The 14,705-nt window shown below is 65.9% G+C and carries 16 protein-coding genes; 11 read left to right on the top strand and 5 right to left on the bottom strand.

What is annotated here, in order from left to right; translation table 11 throughout:
- Positions 1–64: 64 nt before the first annotated feature.
- A complete protein-coding gene (locus tag D5301_RS13745) occupies positions 65–499 on the top strand; it encodes a cytochrome c (RefSeq protein WP_153855968.1) in 435 nt (144 codons plus the stop codon).
- 136 nt (positions 500–635) lie between these two features.
- Positions 636–1,130: a glycine zipper 2TM domain-containing protein gene (locus tag D5301_RS13740; RefSeq protein ID WP_110712854.1), complete on the top strand. Its 495-nt coding sequence runs from the start codon at positions 636–638 to the stop codon at positions 1,128–1,130.
- Positions 1,131–1,202: 72 nt separating this feature from the next.
- Here D5301_RS13740 and D5301_RS13735 read toward each other — a convergent pair whose 3' ends face one another.
- The gene (locus D5301_RS13735) at positions 1,203–1,412 is read right to left on the bottom strand and encodes a cold-shock protein (protein ID WP_010486802.1); all 210 of its coding nucleotides are present in this window, start codon (positions 1,410–1,412) and stop codon (positions 1,203–1,205) included.
- Positions 1,413–1,647: 235 nt separating this feature from the next.
- Between D5301_RS13735 and D5301_RS13730 the strand changes: the two genes are divergently transcribed.
- The 3 genes from D5301_RS13730 (at position 1,648) to arsC (ending at position 3,748) form a co-directional block, all read left to right on the top strand.
- Positions 1,648–2,133: a DUF456 domain-containing protein gene (locus D5301_RS13730; RefSeq protein ID WP_153855967.1), complete on the top strand. Its 486-nt coding sequence runs from the start codon at positions 1,648–1,650 to the stop codon at positions 2,131–2,133.
- 119 nt (positions 2,134–2,252) lie between these two features.
- On the top strand, positions 2,253–3,407 hold the full coding sequence (locus D5301_RS13725; protein WP_019337376.1) for a phospholipase A: 1,155 nt from the start codon (positions 2,253–2,255) through the stop codon (positions 3,405–3,407).
- Complete coding sequence (arsC, locus tag D5301_RS13720) at positions 3,407–3,748, top strand: arsenate reductase (glutaredoxin) (RefSeq protein ID WP_110712856.1); 342 nt, start codon at positions 3,407–3,409, stop codon at positions 3,746–3,748. Before D5301_RS13725 ends, arsC begins: the two co-directional genes overlap by 1 nt.
- Before the next feature lie 96 nt (positions 3,749–3,844).
- On the opposite strand, the gene D5301_RS13715 is transcribed toward arsC, so the two are convergent.
- From D5301_RS13715 to D5301_RS13705, 3 genes are all read right to left on the bottom strand, one after another.
- Entirely contained in the window at positions 3,845–4,480 is a 636-nt protein-coding gene (locus tag D5301_RS13715) for a glutathione S-transferase family protein (protein ID WP_153855966.1), read from the bottom strand.
- Positions 4,481–4,538: 58 nt separating this feature from the next.
- The gene (locus D5301_RS13710) at positions 4,539–4,874 is read right to left on the bottom strand and encodes a hypothetical protein (RefSeq protein WP_153855965.1); all 336 of its coding nucleotides are present in this window, start codon (positions 4,872–4,874) and stop codon (positions 4,539–4,541) included.
- Between the two features lie 122 nt (positions 4,875–4,996).
- A complete protein-coding gene (locus tag D5301_RS13705) occupies positions 4,997–6,514 on the bottom strand; it encodes a fumarate hydratase (protein WP_006377486.1) in 1,518 nt (505 codons plus the stop codon).
- 155 nt (positions 6,515–6,669) lie between these two features.
- Between D5301_RS13705 and D5301_RS13700 the strand changes: the two genes are divergently transcribed.
- The 5 genes from D5301_RS13700 to D5301_RS13680 all read left to right on the top strand — a co-directional run bounded on the left by D5301_RS13700 (position 6,670) and on the right by D5301_RS13680 (position 11,768).
- A complete protein-coding gene (locus D5301_RS13700; protein ID WP_153855964.1) occupies positions 6,670–7,566 on the top strand; it encodes an RNA polymerase sigma-70 factor in 897 nt (298 codons plus the stop codon).
- 36 nt (positions 7,567–7,602) lie between these two features.
- On the top strand, positions 7,603–8,052 hold the full coding sequence (locus D5301_RS13695) for a carboxymuconolactone decarboxylase family protein (protein WP_049398766.1): 450 nt from the start codon (positions 7,603–7,605) through the stop codon (positions 8,050–8,052).
- 66 nt (positions 8,053–8,118) lie between these two features.
- The gene (locus D5301_RS13690) at positions 8,119–8,940 is read left to right on the top strand and encodes a hypothetical protein (RefSeq protein ID WP_132810483.1); all 822 of its coding nucleotides are present in this window, start codon (positions 8,119–8,121) and stop codon (positions 8,938–8,940) included.
- A gap of 96 nt (positions 8,941–9,036) precedes the next feature.
- Complete coding sequence (locus D5301_RS13685) at positions 9,037–10,908, top strand: ABC transporter ATP-binding protein (RefSeq protein WP_049460581.1); 1,872 nt, start codon at positions 9,037–9,039, stop codon at positions 10,906–10,908.
- 80 nt (positions 10,909–10,988) lie between these two features.
- Positions 10,989–11,768 (top strand): ferredoxin--NADP reductase, encoded by a 780-nt coding sequence (locus tag D5301_RS13680; protein WP_153855963.1) that lies wholly within the window; start codon positions 10,989–10,991, stop codon positions 11,766–11,768.
- Between the two features lie 77 nt (positions 11,769–11,845).
- Here the strand turns inward: D5301_RS13680 and D5301_RS13675 are convergent, their stop codons facing one another.
- Positions 11,846–12,325, bottom strand: coding sequence for a glutathione peroxidase (locus D5301_RS13675; protein ID WP_153855962.1), 480 nt, complete (start codon positions 12,323–12,325; stop codon positions 11,846–11,848).
- Between the two features lie 130 nt (positions 12,326–12,455).
- On the opposite strand from D5301_RS13675, the gene D5301_RS13670 reads away from it, so the two are divergent.
- Entirely contained in the window at positions 12,456–14,624 is a 2,169-nt protein-coding gene (locus tag D5301_RS13670) for a M3 family metallopeptidase (RefSeq protein ID WP_110712865.1), read from the top strand.
- The last annotated feature ends 81 nt before the right edge of the window (positions 14,625–14,705 follow it).

Raw genomic sequence — 14,705 nt, 5'->3', positions numbered from 1 at the left:
GCAGGCGCCGGCACCCGCAGTACGTCGGCATCGAACCCACCGTTGCACGCCCGGAGAGCCCGCCATGAACGCCAGCCCGCCCCGCCGCCTGTCCACTGCCCATCGCTACCTGTTCGTGCTGTGCCTGGGCCTGCTGATCGGCCTGATCGCCACCGTGATGGTCAGCCGCGCCCTGCAGGCGCGTCGCGACCCGTTCCCGGACAGCCTGATGCAGGTAATGCAGCGGCAGTCGCAACTGCTGCAGCAGGCCCAGCAGCAGAACCGCTGCAGCCTGGCTGACAGTGTGCCGCGGCTGCAGGCCATACGCCTGCTGTCCAATGACCTGGACCTGGCCTTTCCCGGGCTGAAGGACAGCACGCAGTTCCAGCAGCACGCCAGCCAGCTGCGCGGCAACCTCAACGCCGCACTGGCAGCTCCGCCCAGCGACTGCAAGGCACTGGCCCAGGTGGTGGAAACCCTGCAGGCCGACTGCCGCGCCTGCCACCAGGACTTCCGCTGAGCCGCATTCATCCTGCAGCCGGGCAAGCCATGCACGGTTGGCGCGTCGTTCACGTTCGAAAGGAGAGGATTCGTCCACCCTGCTGCATGACGCAGTACCACCCCAGACACCCGCCTTCACGGCCAGGAGATGCCCCATGAAGATCCAGCTCATCGCCGCCACTGCCATCGCTACCCTTGCTCTGGCTGGCTGTGCCACCCCCGGCGGCTACGGTGGCGGCGGTTACAACAACGGCTACAACAATGGTGGCTACGGCAACAACGGCGGCTACAACCAGGGCCGCTGCGCCGACTGCGGCATCGTCACCCGCATCAACACCGTGCCCTCGGGCCGCACCGCGCCCAGCGCGACCGGCGCGATCCTCGGCGGCATCGTCGGCGCCGTGGCCGGTCATGAAATCTCCGATCACACCGGTGGCAGCCGTGGCAACAAGAACATCGCCGCCGCCGCAGGCGCAGTCGGTGGCGCCCTGGCCGGCAACCAGATCCAGAAGAACGTGACCAGCGATACCTACGACATCAGCGTGCGTATGGACGATGGCCGCACCATCGTGGTCAACCAGCGTGACCTCGGCGGCATCCGCGAAAACACCTATGTCCGCGTGGTCAACGGCAAGGTCATCCTGCGCTGATCCGCACCGGGCCATGCGCAAAGAAAAAGGCCCGCTTGCGCGGGCCTTTTTCATGCCGACGGGCGGCGGGTATTACACCGGCTGCACCTTGTCAGCCTGCAGGCCCTTCTGGCCCTGCACGACTTCAAAGCTCACAGTCTGGCCTTCCTTGAGGCTCTTGAAGCCCTGGGTCTCGATGGCACGGAAGTGCACGAACACGTCCTCGCCATTCTGCCGGCTGATGAAGCCGAAGCCCTTCGCATCATTGAACCACTTTACGGTACCGGTCTCGCGATCAGCCATCTCACTAACTCCCTTTGACTCTCTCTTGTTGTTGGAAACGCCTGGTGGGCGGCTGACAAGCAAGGGGGAAGCGAGGTGCATCGATGCAGCGGATCGGGAAGATCTTGCTTCATCAGGCCACGATCCACGGTGACCTTGCCAAGCTCAGCGACTGCAACTTAACCCGCCCAAAACGAAAAATCAACTGGCAAAATCTTTCACTGTCAACCCCAAAACGGCCACCATACGGGACAGCATGGGACTCTCATTCATCTTATATCTGCTAGCGGTCATTTTTGTCCTCGTCGGCATCGCCGGAATCATCCTCCCGGCCCTGCCCGGCATCCCGCTGGTGTTCATCGGACTGCTGCTGGCGGCCTGGGCCGACGGCTTCGCCCATGTCGGCTGGCCAACCCTGGTCGCGCTGGGTGTGCTGACCCTGCTCTCGCTGCTGGTGGACGTGCTGGCCACGGTGGTGGGTGCGCAGCGGGTCGGCGCCAGCCGCAAGGCACTCTGGGGCACCTTCGTCGGCAGCATCGTCGGCCTGTTCTTCATGCCGATCGGCCTGTTTGCGGGACCGCTGGTCGGTGCCCTGCTCGGCGAGTACTGGCACACCCGCGAACTGGGCCGCTCGACCAAGGTCGGCCTGGCTACCTGGCTCGGCATCCTGCTCGGCCTGGCGTTGAAGCTGGCGGTGGTGATCGCGATGCTGGGCCTGTTCGCCTTCGCCTGGTTCCTGTGACTGGCGCAGCCTTCACGCCACGCGCACGCGGTGGCCGTGCATAAACCGTGGGGGCTGGCCGCGATCCGGTACAGCCGCCACACTGTGCGATTCCCGTATTCACCGAAGGGCCTGCTGGAATGACCCTCCCCCCGCTGCTTCCCCGCCTTGCGCCGCTGGCGCTGGCCCTGGCCAGTGCCCCGCTGGCCGCGCAGGAATTCGTGCCCAGCACCGATACCTCGCCGGCCGCTTGCGCGGCCATCACCACTGACGCGGCGCGCCTGGCCTGCTATGACCGCCTGTTCGCGCATACGCCGCAGGCCACGGCCGCCGCCGATGCGGCTGCCGAGGCGGCCGCGCAGGCCCGTCGCGAAGAACGCCAGACCGCACGCGTAAGCCAGGGCGAAGAGAAACTGCGCGAGCGGGTCAGCGACCTGTTCCGCCCCGCTGCGCCGGACAGCGCGCTGGCCAATGCCGGCCGCGGTTCGCTGTTGGACAGCCGCTGGGAGCTGGCCGAAGACTCCAAGCTGGGCCCGTTCCAGCTGCGTGCGTACAAGCCGGTGTACCTGCTGCCTGCGTTCTGGACCAGCGACCGCAACACCACACCGCATTCGCCGAATCCGGCCAACACGGTCACCACGCCGCAGGTGCTGGACAGCGCCGAGCTGAAGTTCCAGATCAGCTTCAAGACCAAGATCGCCGAGAACCTGTTCGGCGACAACGGCGACATCTGGGCAGGCTACACCCAGAGCTCGCGCTGGCAGGCCTACAACGGCGAGGATTCGCGCCCGTTCCGCGAAACCAATTACGAGCCGGAAGTGATGATGGTGTTCCGCAACGGCTACTCGATCGGTGGCTGGCGCGGCCGCATGACCGGCATCGCGCTGAACCATCAGTCCAATGGCCGCGCCGATCCGCTGTCGCGCAGCTGGAACCGGGTGATGCTCAACATCGGCCTGGACCGCGAGAACTGGGCGCTGGTACTGCGCCCGTGGTACCGCATCCCGGAAACCCGCAGCGACGACAACAATCCGGATATCGAGGACTACATGGGCCGCGGTGATGCGACCCTGACCTGGAACCGCAACGGCCACGAAGTCTCGTTGATGGCACGCCATTCGCTGCGCACCGGCAGCCGCTCACACGGTGCCCTGCAGCTGGATTACGGCTTCCCGATCAGCAACCTGCTGCGCGGCCACGTGCAGATCTTCGACGGCTACGGCGAGAGCCTGATCGACTACAACCACAAGGCCACCTACGTGGGCGTGGGCGTGTCCCTGCTGGAGTGGTTCTGATGGACGTGACGATCTGGCACAACCCGGCCTGCAGCAATTCGCGCGGCGCATTGAAGCTGATCCGCGATGCAGGCTTCGATCCTATGGTGATCGAGTACCTGGGCACTCCACCGGACGTGGCCACGCTGCGCCAGGTGCTGGCCGAATCCGGATTGAGCGCACGCGATCTGGTGCGCAGCAAGGAAGTGCAGTTCGCCGAACTGGGCCTGGAAGATGCGGACGAGGCCACGCTGCTGGCGGCGATGGCCGAGCACCCGCGGCTGATCAACCGCCCCGTGGTGCGCACACCCAAGGGCACGCGGCTGTGCCGCCCACCGGAAACGGTGCTGGAGATCCTCTAAGCCCGCCCTACTTTTGGTAGAGCCGAGCCATGCTCGGCTGCGGTTCGCGTGCTACCCATGAATGCAGCCGAGCATGGCTCGGCTCTACAGAACGGGTTACCGCCAGTCGGTGATGCCTTCGCGGCGGTACACCTCGGCGAACGCCGGGCGCGCCTTCATCGACGTGGCATGTGCCTTCAGCACCGGCCAGGTGTCGCTGGGCTTCGGCATGTTGCGCGACCAGCGCATCAGCATCACCAGCATGTAGTCGACCACGCAGGGCGTGGCACCCAGCAGGTACGGTCCGTGTGCCTGCAGGTGCGTGGCCACATGCTGCCAGGCCGCTTCCAGGCGCTGACGGGCCATCTCGCGAGTGGCCTCCACGTTTGCCTCGCCCGCCATCTCATACGGATAGAACCAGGCACGATAGGCCGGCTGCAGCGTATTGGCACACCAGAACATCCAGCGGTAGGCATCGGCGCGCTGCGGCGTACCCAGTGCCGGCAGCAGGTTGGCTTCCGGATGGCGGTCAGCCAGATACAGTGCGATCGCCGCCGCTTCGGTCAGTACCAAGCCATCGATCAGCAGCGTCGGCACAACGCCGGCCGGATTCAGCGCCAGGTACTCCGCCGACTTGTGCTCGCGCGCGTCGAAATCCAGCAGCACCAGTTCGTGCTCGATACCCAGCTCGATCAGCAGCCAGTGCACTACCAGCGCGGCGGTACTGGTTGAACCATACAGCGTGGTGCTCATGCGGAAGATCCCGTGCAGGTGGATCGGCCGATTATGCGCCCACACGGGCGGTCACTGCTCAGCCGCAGCGGCTCATGCAGGTATCGCGGCCTTCGCTACAGGTCATGATCGGCGTGCGTATCGCGCAGTCGTGCGTCTTCAGTTCACAGGAACGGCGCAATTCGGGGTTGGCAACGTCCTTGCAGCGCTTGTCTGGCGCCGGCACCATCTGTTGTTCGCAGCTGAAGTCGTTGCTGCCGACACTGCCCCGCGCCATGCAGCTGCGATAGTCGGCCTGGCACTGCATGCGGCACTGCGAGGAGGCGGAGAAGTCCGCACCTTCATAGGATGAGGTTGTACTGCAGCCGGCCAGGGCCAGCAGGATCGCAACGGCGATGAATCGATGCAGGCCCATGAACAAGTCCTGTGTGAGGTCGCGCCGAGCCTAGCAGAGCAGATGCTGCAGGTTCGTTAAACCTCACCACACAACAACGGCGCCATACGGGCGCCGTTGCTTGAACCGGATGCGCGGCAGGGTTACTCCACCACCACCGGAATCTTGCCGATGCGGGCCTGCCACTCACGCGGACCAGTCTTGTGCACCGATTCACCGGTGGAATCCACTGCCACGGTCACCGGCATGTCCTGCACGGTGAACTCGTAGATCGCTTCCATGCCCAGGTCAGCGAAGCCGACGACCTTGGCCGCCTTGATCGCCTTGGACACCAGGTAGGCCGAACCACCGACGGCCATCAGGTAGGCCGACTTGTTGTCACGGATCGCCTCGATGGCCGCCGGGCCACGCTCGGCCTTGCCGACCATGCCCAGCAGGCCGGTCTGCTCCAGCACCTGGCGGGTGAACTTGTCCATGCGGGTCGCAGTGGTCGGACCGGCCGGACCCACCACTTCGTCGCGCACCGGATCGACCGGGCCGACGTAGTAGATGAAGCGGCCCTTCAGATCGACCGGCAGTTCCTCGCCCTTGTTGAGCATGTCGACCATGCGCTTGTGCGCGGCGTCGCGGCCGGTCAGCAGCTTGCCGTTCAGCAGCAGGGTCTGGCCCGGCTTCCAGCTGGCCACATCTTCCGGCGTGATCGTGTCCAGGTCCACGCGGGTGCCCTTGGACGAATCGTAGGTCAGCTTCGGCCAGTCCTCCAGCGACGGCGGGTCCAGCATCACCGGGCCGCTGCCATCCAGGGTGAAGTGCGCATGGCGGGTGGCCGCGCAGTTCGGGATCATCGCCACTGGCAGGTTGGCCGCATGAGTCGGGTAATCGTTGATCTTGATGTCGAGCACGGTGGTCAGGCCACCCAGGCCCTGCGCGCCAATACCCAGCGCGTTGACCTTCTCGTACAGCTCCAGGCGCAGCTCTTCAATGCGGTTGGACGCACCACGGGCCTGCAGCTCGGTGATGTCGATCGGCTCCATCAGCGCTTCCTTGGCCAGCAGCATCGCCTTCTCGGCGGTGCCGCCGATGCCGATGCCGAGCATGCCCGGCGGGCACCAGCCGGCGCCCATGGTCGGCACGGTCTTCAGCACCCAGTCGACGATGGAATCGGACGGGTTGAGCATGGCGAACTTGGTCTTGGCTTCCGAACCACCACCCTTGGCGGCGACGATGACGTCGACGGTGTTGCCCGGCACCACCTTGACGTTGACCACGCCCGGGGTGTTGTCCTTGGTGTTGATGCGCTTGCCGGCCGGATCAGCCAGCACCGAAGCGCGCAGCTTGTTGTCCGGGTGCATGTAGGCACGGCGCACGCCTTCATTGGCCATGTCTTCCACGCCCATGGTGGCGTCGTCCCAACGCACGTCCATGCCGATTTCCAGGAACACGGTGACGATGCCGGTGTCCTGGCAGATCGGACGGTGGCCTTCGGCGCACATGCGCGAATTGATCAGGATCTGCGCCATCGCTTCCTTCGCGGCCGGCGACTCCTCGCGCTCGTAGGCGGCGGCAAGGTTCTTGATGTAGTCGACCGGGTGGTAGTACGAGATGTACTGCAGCGCGTCGGCGATGGACTGGATGAGGTCTTCCTGCTTGATCGATGTCACGACTTGCTCGCTTGCTGGAGGCTGGCGGGGGTAATCCGCCCATTTTACCCCCTCCCCCGGCCGCAGGATCACAATCTCGGGGTCGGATCCCCTGCAAGGGGCTCTGACCCCACACTCCCTGTCACGCGTGCTCCCTTCCCGGCGTCCTGGTCGACATGAACCCTGAAACCGCATTCCAGACCCACCGCCCGCGCCTGATGGCCCTGGCCTACCGCCTGCTCGGCAGCCGCACCGACGCCGAAGACGTGGTCCAGGACGCCTGGCTGCGCTGGTCCGGCGCCGATCCGGCCAGCGTCCGCGATGCCGAAGCCTGGCTGGTCACCACCACCACCCGGCTTGGCCTGGACCGGCTGCGCGCGGCCAAGCGCGAGCGCGTGCACTACGTCGGCCCGTGGCTGGCCGAGCCGCTGGCGGTCACCCTGGAGCCCGACCCGGCGCCCGGCCCGGCCCAGCTGCATGCGCTGGCCGACGACGTCTCGGTCGCCTTCCTGACCCTGCTCGAACAGCTCGGCCCCGAGGAACGCGCCGCCTTCCTGCTGAAGGAAGCCTTCGACCACGATTACCGCGAGATCGCCGACCTGATCGGCCACAGCGAGGCCAACTGCCGCCAGCTGGTGCACCGTGCCCGGCAGCGCCTGCAGGCCGGACGGCCGCGCTTCAACGCCGACGCCAGCCAGCACCGGCAGCTGCTGGCGCGCTTCATGGACGCCTCGCAGCGCGGCGACAGCGAAGCGATCCAGGCCCTGCTGCACGCCAACGCGCTGCTGGTTTCCGACGGCGGTGGCGTGGTTACTGCGGCGGTGCGGCCCCTGCTGGGCGCCGAACGCATCGGCCGCCTGTTCTGGGCCATCGCCCGCCGCGGCGCGGCGCATCCGGCGCAGTTGGGCTACGTCAACGGCGAGCCTGCGATCCTGCGCTTCCAAGGCGATCGCCTGCACTCGATCACCACCATCGAAGTGGTCGATGGCCGCATCGCCAACGTGTACAGCGTGTTGAATCCGGAAAAGCTGCCGGACGTTGTCACGCGCGGTGACGGCACGGCGTCCTTGTAATGAAAGGCGGCCATCGTGGCCGCCGTGGAGCCGAAAATGTCCGACCACGCCTCTCCCCGCGTCCCTTACACCCGCCTGGCCGCCGAAGCCTTCAAGGGCCTGCTGGCCACCAGCCAGGCGGTGCATGACAGCTCGATCGATCCGACCCTGATGGAACTGGTGTTCCTGCGCGTGTCGCAGCTCAACGGCTGCGGCTACTGCATGGACATGCACGGCACGGCGCTGCGCAAGGGCGGCATCGAGCCGCGCAAGCTCGATACCCTGCCCGCCTGGCACGAAAGCCGTTTCTTCGATGCCCGCGAGCGTGCGGCGCTGGGCTGGGCCGAAGCGCTGACCCGGCTGACCGACGGCGCGCCGTCGCAGGCGGCGTTCGATGCACTGGCACCGCACTTTGATGAGAAGGGCATCAGCGACCTGAGCATGGGCATCGCGGTGATCAATGCCTGGAACCGGCTGGGCGCCGGGCTGCTGCCGCCGCTGCCCTGAGCGCTTCGTTGACAGTGCCTGGACCGCCGGGCACTGTACCTGCCCCGCAGGAAGCATCCGAACGTCATGGCCGACGAAGCCCCCGACACGCCCAGCAAGGAGGCGCTGAAGGCGCTGACCCAGTACCGGGAGCGGGACACCGCGCCGCCCGAACTCCTGTCGACGCTTGAACGGCATGGACTGTTGTGGCCCGTCGAACATCCGGGCCATGAGGCCCTCCAGGTGCGGATGTTCGCCGCCTATGCCCGCGCCGACCGCCAACATGTGGCAGACAACTTCATCCTCGGCGTGCAGGAGAACCGCAGCGACCTGCGCGCCGGGCTGTCGGCGTATGCGTTCATGGTGCACTTCCCCAGGCATCAGGAGCAGCCACACCCCAGCCTCGCCTGTGCGGTCTGCGGCCAGGTCCGCGAAGGCAGATTCGACCCGACCACCTGGGCGCGCGTCCGCCACAACATCGGGGTCGTGCTCGGCGGAAGCGTAAACGCCATCACCTTCCTGTTGGAACAACACAATCTGACCCCCAGACGGGCGCCCGGCGACATGAGCACACTGGTGGCACTGCTGCGGCTGCTGCACCACGAGAGCGACGCCAAGGACACACCGTCGACCATCGTCAAACGCGTGCGCGCGCTGCCGGGCCTGAAACTGTCCGTCGAGCAGGCGCGTCACCTGCTGGATGCCCTGGGCCATGCCGGGCTGCTGCAGACCCCCGAGCATCCCGGCCTGGCGCAACGCTTCACCCGGGTCGGCCTGGCACCGCGCACGTCGCGCTCTTCGGACTGGAGCTATCCCGTCGATTTCTGGAAAGGCGCCTACGGCATCGACAGCGGGGCCCTGCGCTTCTGGTTCGCTCACCATCCTGCGCTGCTGGCTGCGCTGGACTGAGCGCGCAGGCGGCGCCGACGCGCTGCCCTGCCGGCGCATGGCAGGCATGCGCCCCGTTCATGCCTCCGCCACGCGCAGGGCGCGCACAATACGCACATGCCTGCTACCCCCACCGCTGGCGCTGCCGCCGCGAAGAAACCCAGCCTGCGCCAGCGCTTCAGGGCGATGCGCAACCTGCCACCGTTCCTGCGCATGGTCTGGAAGACCAGCCCCGCGCTCACCCTGGCCAGCCTTGGCCTGCGCCTGATCCGTGCGCTGCTGCCGGTGGCGATGCTCTACGTCGGCAAGCTGATCATCGACAGCGCCCTGCACCTGAGCCAGCACGACGCTGGCTTCCCGCCGCTGGGCGAAGCACTGTCCAGCGGCATACTGAATCCGCTGCTGGGCCTGCTGGCGCTGGAATTCGGCCTGGCCATCGCCTCGGATCTGCTCGGCCGGCTGGTCAGCTACGCCGATGCCCTGCTCTCGGAACTGTTCGCCAACGTCACCAGCATCCGGTTGATGGAACACGCGGCAACGCTGGATCTGGAGGACTTCGAGGACCCGGACCTGCAGGACAAGCTGGACCGTGCGCGACGCCAGACCATGGGCCGGATGAACCTGATGAGCCAGTTGTTCGGCCAGGTGCAGGACGCGATCACCGTGGCCAGCCTCGCCGTCGGCCTGCTGGTCTACGCGCCGTGGCTGATCCTGCTGCTGGCGCTGGCACTGGTGCCGGCCTTCATCGGCGAATCGCACTTCAACGCGGCCGGCTACAGCCTCAACTTCCAGTGGACGCCCGAGCGCCGCCAGCTCGACTACCTGCGCCAGCTCGGTGCCAGCGTGGAAACGGCCAAGGAAGTGAAGATCTACAACCTGCACCGCTTCCTGGTGGAGCGCTACCGGCGCCTGTCGGTGGCGCTGTTCCAAGCCAACCGCGCCCTGGCCCGGCGCCGCGCGTTCTGGGGCACGCTGCTGGCCGCACTGGGCACACTGGGCTACTACACAGCGTACGCCTACATCGCATGGCGCACGGTGCGCGGCGACTTTTCGATCGGCGACCTGACCTTCCTCGCCGGCAGCTTCCTGCGCCTGCGCCAGCTGCTGGAGGGCCTGTTGATCGGGTTCTCGCAGGTGGCCAGCCAGGCGCTGTACCTGGATGACCTGTTCTCGTTCTTCCAGATCCAGCCGGAAATCCACTCGCGTGAAGGTGCGGTGCGCGTGCCGCAGCCGATCCGGCAGGGCTTCGTGTTCGAGAACGTCGGCTTCCGCTACCCGGATGCCGAGCAATGGGCGGTGCGCCACCTTGATTTCCAGCTGCAGGCTGGCGAAGTACTGGCGCTGGTCGGTGAGAACGGCGCCGGCAAGACCACCCTGGTGAAGCTGCTGGCACGGCTGTACGAACCGGACGAGGGCCGCATCCTGCTCGATGGCCGCGACCTGCGCGACTACGACCTGGATGACCTGCGCGCCAACCTCGGGGTGATCTTCCAGGACTTCGTGCGCTACAACCTCAGCGCCGGCGAGAACATCGGCGTCGGCCAGGTCGAGGCGATGGACGACCAGGCGCGCATCGCCGACGCCGCGCGGCGCGGCATGGCCGAGGAAGTGATCGACGACCTGCCCGGCGGCTACGACCAGCTGATCGGCCGCCGCTTCAAGCAGGGCGTGGACCTGTCCGGCGGCCAATGGCAGAAGATCGCCATCGCCCGCGCATGGATGCGCAATGCGCAGGTGATGATCCTGGATGAGCCAACGGCGGCGCTGGATGCGCGAAGTGAGTTCGAGGTGTTCCAGCGGTTCAGGGAACTGGCGGATAATCGCACCGCAGTGCTGATTTCCCACCGTTTCTCCTCGGTACGCATGGCCGATCGCATCCTGGTGCTGGCCGATGGCCGGATCGAGGCCAGCGGCACCCATGAGCAGCTGATGGCACAGGGCGGCCGCTACGCCGAGCTGTTCGAGCTGCAGGCGGCCGGCTACCGCTGAGAACGCCTCTCGTTCCGCCTAATGAGAACCTGTCTCATTTGAGATAGAATCACCCCCGACGACTTCCGATAGATACGCCCATGTCCTCCGCTTTTGGCGCCGAAACGGTGCTTGAGGTCCGCCACTGGACCGATGCCTACTTCAGCTTCACCCTCACCCGCGACAGCGGTTTCCGCTTCGAGAACGGCCAGTTCGTGATGATCGGCCTGGAAACCGAGGCGCGGCCGCTGCTGCGTGCGTACTCCATCGCCAGCGCCAACTGGGAAGAGCACCTGGAGTTCTTCAGCATCAAGGTCCAGGACGGCCCGCTGACCTCGCGTCTGCAGCACATCAAGCCGGGTGACAAGGTACTGGTCGGCAAGAAGCCCACCGGCACTTTGCTGATCAGCGACCTGCACCCGGGCAAGAACCTGTACCTGCTGGGCACGGGCACCGGCATGGCTCCATGGCTGTCGGTCATCAAGGACCCGGAAACCTACGAGCGCTTCGAGAAGGTGATCCTCTGCCACGGCGTGCGCTACGAGAAGGACCTGGCCTACCGCGATTACTTCGAGAAGGAACTGCGTGAGCACGAGTTCCTGGGCGAGATGATCGGCGACAAGCTGCTGTACTACCCGGCCGTCACCCGCGAGCCGTTCGCCAACCAGGGCCGCCTGACCCAGCTGATGCAAAGCGGCGAGATGCAGCGCACCCTCGGCCTGCCGGAGCTGAACCCGGAGAACGACCGCGCGATGATCTGCGGCAGCCCGCAGATGCTGGCTGATCTGCGCAGCGTACTCGATGCCCGTGGCTTCCAGGTCTCACCGCGTATCGGCCAGCCGGGCCATTACGTGTTCGAGCGCGCGTTCGTCGAAAAGTAAGCAAAAAGGGGACGGAGGGGATTAAGTCGTTTGTGCACAAACGACTTAATCCCCTCCGTCCCCTTTTTGGGTTCATCTCACAGCAGCGCTTCGATCTCGTCGCGCAGCTGCTCCGGCCTGGTGGTGGGCGCATGCCGCGACACCACCTGCCCCTGGCGGTCGACCAGGAACTTGCTGAAATTCCACTTGATGCGGGCGCTACCCAGCAGGCCGCGCTTCTCGCGTGACAGCCATGCCCACAACGGATCAGCCCCCTCGCCGTTGACCTCGATCTTCTCCGACAGCGGGAAGCTGACCGGGTAGTCCAGCGAACAGAACTGGCGGATCTGCGCGGCGTCGCCGGGCTCCTGTGCACCGAACTGGTTGCATGGGAACCCGATCACCACCAGGCCACGCTCGCGGTAGTCCTGCCACAGCTGTTCCAGCCCGGTGTACTGCGGGGTGAAGCCACAACGGCTGGCGACATTGACCAGCAGCAACGGGTGACCCTGGTACCGGGCCAGGGCCTGCGGCTGGCCGTCGAGGTCGCGGAAGCTGAAATCATAGGCAGTGGTCATGGCAGCGGGCCGTGGGCGGTGAATGCATGGTACCCGCGCCCAGCCCCGGCAACATGCCTTTTGACACAAGTGCGGGCGCCGCCGGCCGGGTTACCCTCGGGCCCTTGTTTGCCTTACCGGAGTTCCTACCTTGACCACTCGCCTTGCCCTTGCCGTGGCCATGTCCCTCGGCCTTGCCCTGCCCGCCTTCTCGGCCGGCGCCGCCACCCCGGCTGCCAGCACCCATGCCCAGCAGGCCAATCCGTTCTTCGCCGAAAGCCCGCTGCCGCTGCATTTCCCGCAGTTCGACAAGATCAAGGACAGCGACTTCGCCCCGGCCTTCGACGCCGGCATGGCGCAGCAGCTGAAGGAAGTGGAGGCGATCGCCAACAACAAGGCCAAGCCGACCTTCGACAACACCATCATCGCCCTGGAAAAGAGCGGTGACATCCTCGACCGTGCGACCACCGTGTTCTTCAGCCTGGTCGGCGCCGATACCAACGACACCCGCAAGAAGCTGCAGGCCGACTACTCGGCGAAGTTCGCCGCGCACAGCGATGCGATCGCGCTGAACGGCAAGCTGTTCGCCCGCATCCAGGCGCTGTATGACACCCGCAGCCAGCTGGGCCTGGACGCCGAAGGCGTGCGTCTGGTCGAGAAGTACTACGACAACTACGTGCGTGCAGGCGCCAAGCTGTCCGACGCCGACAAGGCCACGCTGAAGGAGATGAACGCCGAGCTGGCCAACCTGGGCACCAAGTTCAGCCAGAACGTGCAGTCGGAAGTGAACGCTTCGGCGATCACCGTTGACGACGTCAAGGAGCTGGACGGCCTGTCCAAGGAGCAGATCGCCGCCGCCGCCGAAGCCGCCAAGGCTCGTGGCCTGGAAGGCAAGTACGTGATCACCCTGCTCAACACCACCGGCCAGCCGCCGCTGACCAACCTGGCCAACCGCGCCCTGCGCCAGAAGATCTACGAAGCCTCGACCACCCGCGGCAGCCGCGGCGGTGAGTTCGACAACACCGCGCTGGTCTCGCGCATCATGCAGCTGCGTGCCGACAAGGCCAAGCTGATGGGCTTCCCGAACTTCGCCGCCTACAACCTGACCAACCAGACCGCCAAGACCCCGGAAGCGGTCAACGCAATGCTGGGCAAGCTGGCTCCGGCCGCGGTGGCCAATGCCAAGCGCGAAGCCGCCGACCTGCAGGCGATGATCGACAAGGAACAGAAGGCCGCGCGCAAGCCGACCTTCCAGCTGGAACCGTGGGACTGGGCCTTCTACAGCGAGAAGGTGCGCCAGGCCAAGTACAACTTCGACGAGTCGCAGCTGAAGCCGTACTTCGAGATGAAGAACGTGCTGGAGAACGGCGTGTTCTACGCCGCCGGCCAGGAATTCGGCCTGACCTTCAAGCAGCGCACCGACCTGCCGGTCTACCACGATGACGTCACCGTCTACGACGTGTTCGACGCCGACGGCAGCCAGCTGGCGATCTTCATCTTCGACCCGTATGCACGCGCCTCCAAGCGCGGTGGTGCGTGGATGAACTCCTACGTCTCGCAGTCCAAGCTGACCGGCTTCAAGCCGGTGGTCGCCAACCACCTGAACATCCCGAAGCCGCCGGCCGGCCAGCCGACCCTGCTGACCTGGGACGAGGTGAACACCACCTTCCACGAGTTCGGCCACGCCCTGCACGGCATGTTCTCCAACGTGAAGTACCCGTACTTCTCGGGCACGTCGGTACCGCGTGACTTCGTCGAGTTCCCCTCGCAGGTCAACGAGATGTGGTCGGACAACCCGGTCATCCTGAAGAACTACGCCAAGCACTACCAGAATGGTTCGGCGATGCCGCAGGCACTGCTGGACAAGGTGCTGGCTGCGGCCAAGTTCAACCAGGGCTTCGCCACCACCGAGTACCTGGGTGCAGCGATGCTGGACCAGCGCTGGCACCAGATCGGCGCCGACCAGGTGCCGGCCGCCAAGGACGTGATGGCCTTCGAGCGCGCCGCGCTGGAGAAGGACGGCATCTACTACGCGCCGGTTCCGCCGCGCTACAAGACCCCGTACTTCAGCCACATCATGGGCGGCTACTCGGCCGGCTACTACGCCTATATCTGGTCGGAAGTGCTCGATGCCAACACCCAGAAGTGGTTCAAGGACAACGGCGGCCTGAGCCGCAAGAATGGCGATCACTTCCGCGCCACCCTGCTGTCGAAGGGTGGCAGCGTCGACGCGATGCAGCTGTTCCGCGATTTCGCCGGCCACGAGCCGCAGATCGAACCGCTGCTGGAAAAGCGTGGCCTGACCGGCGCCGGCAACTGATCGCCCGCGCGGTAGCCTGAAACGAAAACCGCCCGGGAGACCGGGCGGTTTTTTGTTGTGATTGGGGTCAGAGCCCTTCTC

The sequence above is a fragment of the Stenotrophomonas sp. MH181796 genome, assembly GCF_009659995.1.
Taxonomy (GTDB): domain Bacteria; phylum Pseudomonadota; class Gammaproteobacteria; order Xanthomonadales; family Xanthomonadaceae; genus Stenotrophomonas; species Stenotrophomonas riyadhensis.
This window is presented reverse-complemented; position numbering and strand designations above follow the sequence as displayed.

Coding starts and splice junctions, on each gene's coding strand:
- D5301_RS13745 (WP_153855968.1), top strand. CDS start 65: ATGAACGCCAGCCCGCCCCGCCGCCTGTCCACTGCCCATCGCTACCTG.
- D5301_RS13740 (WP_110712854.1), top strand. CDS start 636: ATGAAGATCCAGCTCATCGCCGCCACTGCCATCGCTACCCTTGCTCTG.
- D5301_RS13735 (WP_010486802.1), bottom strand. CDS start 1,412: ATGGCTGATCGCGAGACCGGTACCGTAAAGTGGTTCAATGATGCGAAG.
- D5301_RS13730 (WP_153855967.1), top strand. CDS start 1,648: ATGGGACTCTCATTCATCTTATATCTGCTAGCGGTCATTTTTGTCCTC.
- D5301_RS13725 (WP_019337376.1), top strand. CDS start 2,253: ATGACCCTCCCCCCGCTGCTTCCCCGCCTTGCGCCGCTGGCGCTGGCC.
- arsC (WP_110712856.1), top strand. CDS start 3,407: ATGGACGTGACGATCTGGCACAACCCGGCCTGCAGCAATTCGCGCGGC.
- D5301_RS13715 (WP_153855966.1), bottom strand. CDS start 4,480: ATGAGCACCACGCTGTATGGTTCAACCAGTACCGCCGCGCTGGTAGTG.
- D5301_RS13710 (WP_153855965.1), bottom strand. CDS start 4,874: ATGGGCCTGCATCGATTCATCGCCGTTGCGATCCTGCTGGCCCTGGCC.
- D5301_RS13700 (WP_153855964.1), top strand. CDS start 6,670: ATGAACCCTGAAACCGCATTCCAGACCCACCGCCCGCGCCTGATGGCC.
- D5301_RS13695 (WP_049398766.1), top strand. CDS start 7,603: ATGTCCGACCACGCCTCTCCCCGCGTCCCTTACACCCGCCTGGCCGCC.
- D5301_RS13690 (WP_132810483.1), top strand. CDS start 8,119: ATGGCCGACGAAGCCCCCGACACGCCCAGCAAGGAGGCGCTGAAGGCG.
- D5301_RS13685 (WP_049460581.1), top strand. CDS start 9,037: ATGCCTGCTACCCCCACCGCTGGCGCTGCCGCCGCGAAGAAACCCAGC.
- D5301_RS13680 (WP_153855963.1), top strand. CDS start 10,989: ATGTCCTCCGCTTTTGGCGCCGAAACGGTGCTTGAGGTCCGCCACTGG.
- D5301_RS13675 (WP_153855962.1), bottom strand. CDS start 12,325: ATGACCACTGCCTATGATTTCAGCTTCCGCGACCTCGACGGCCAGCCG.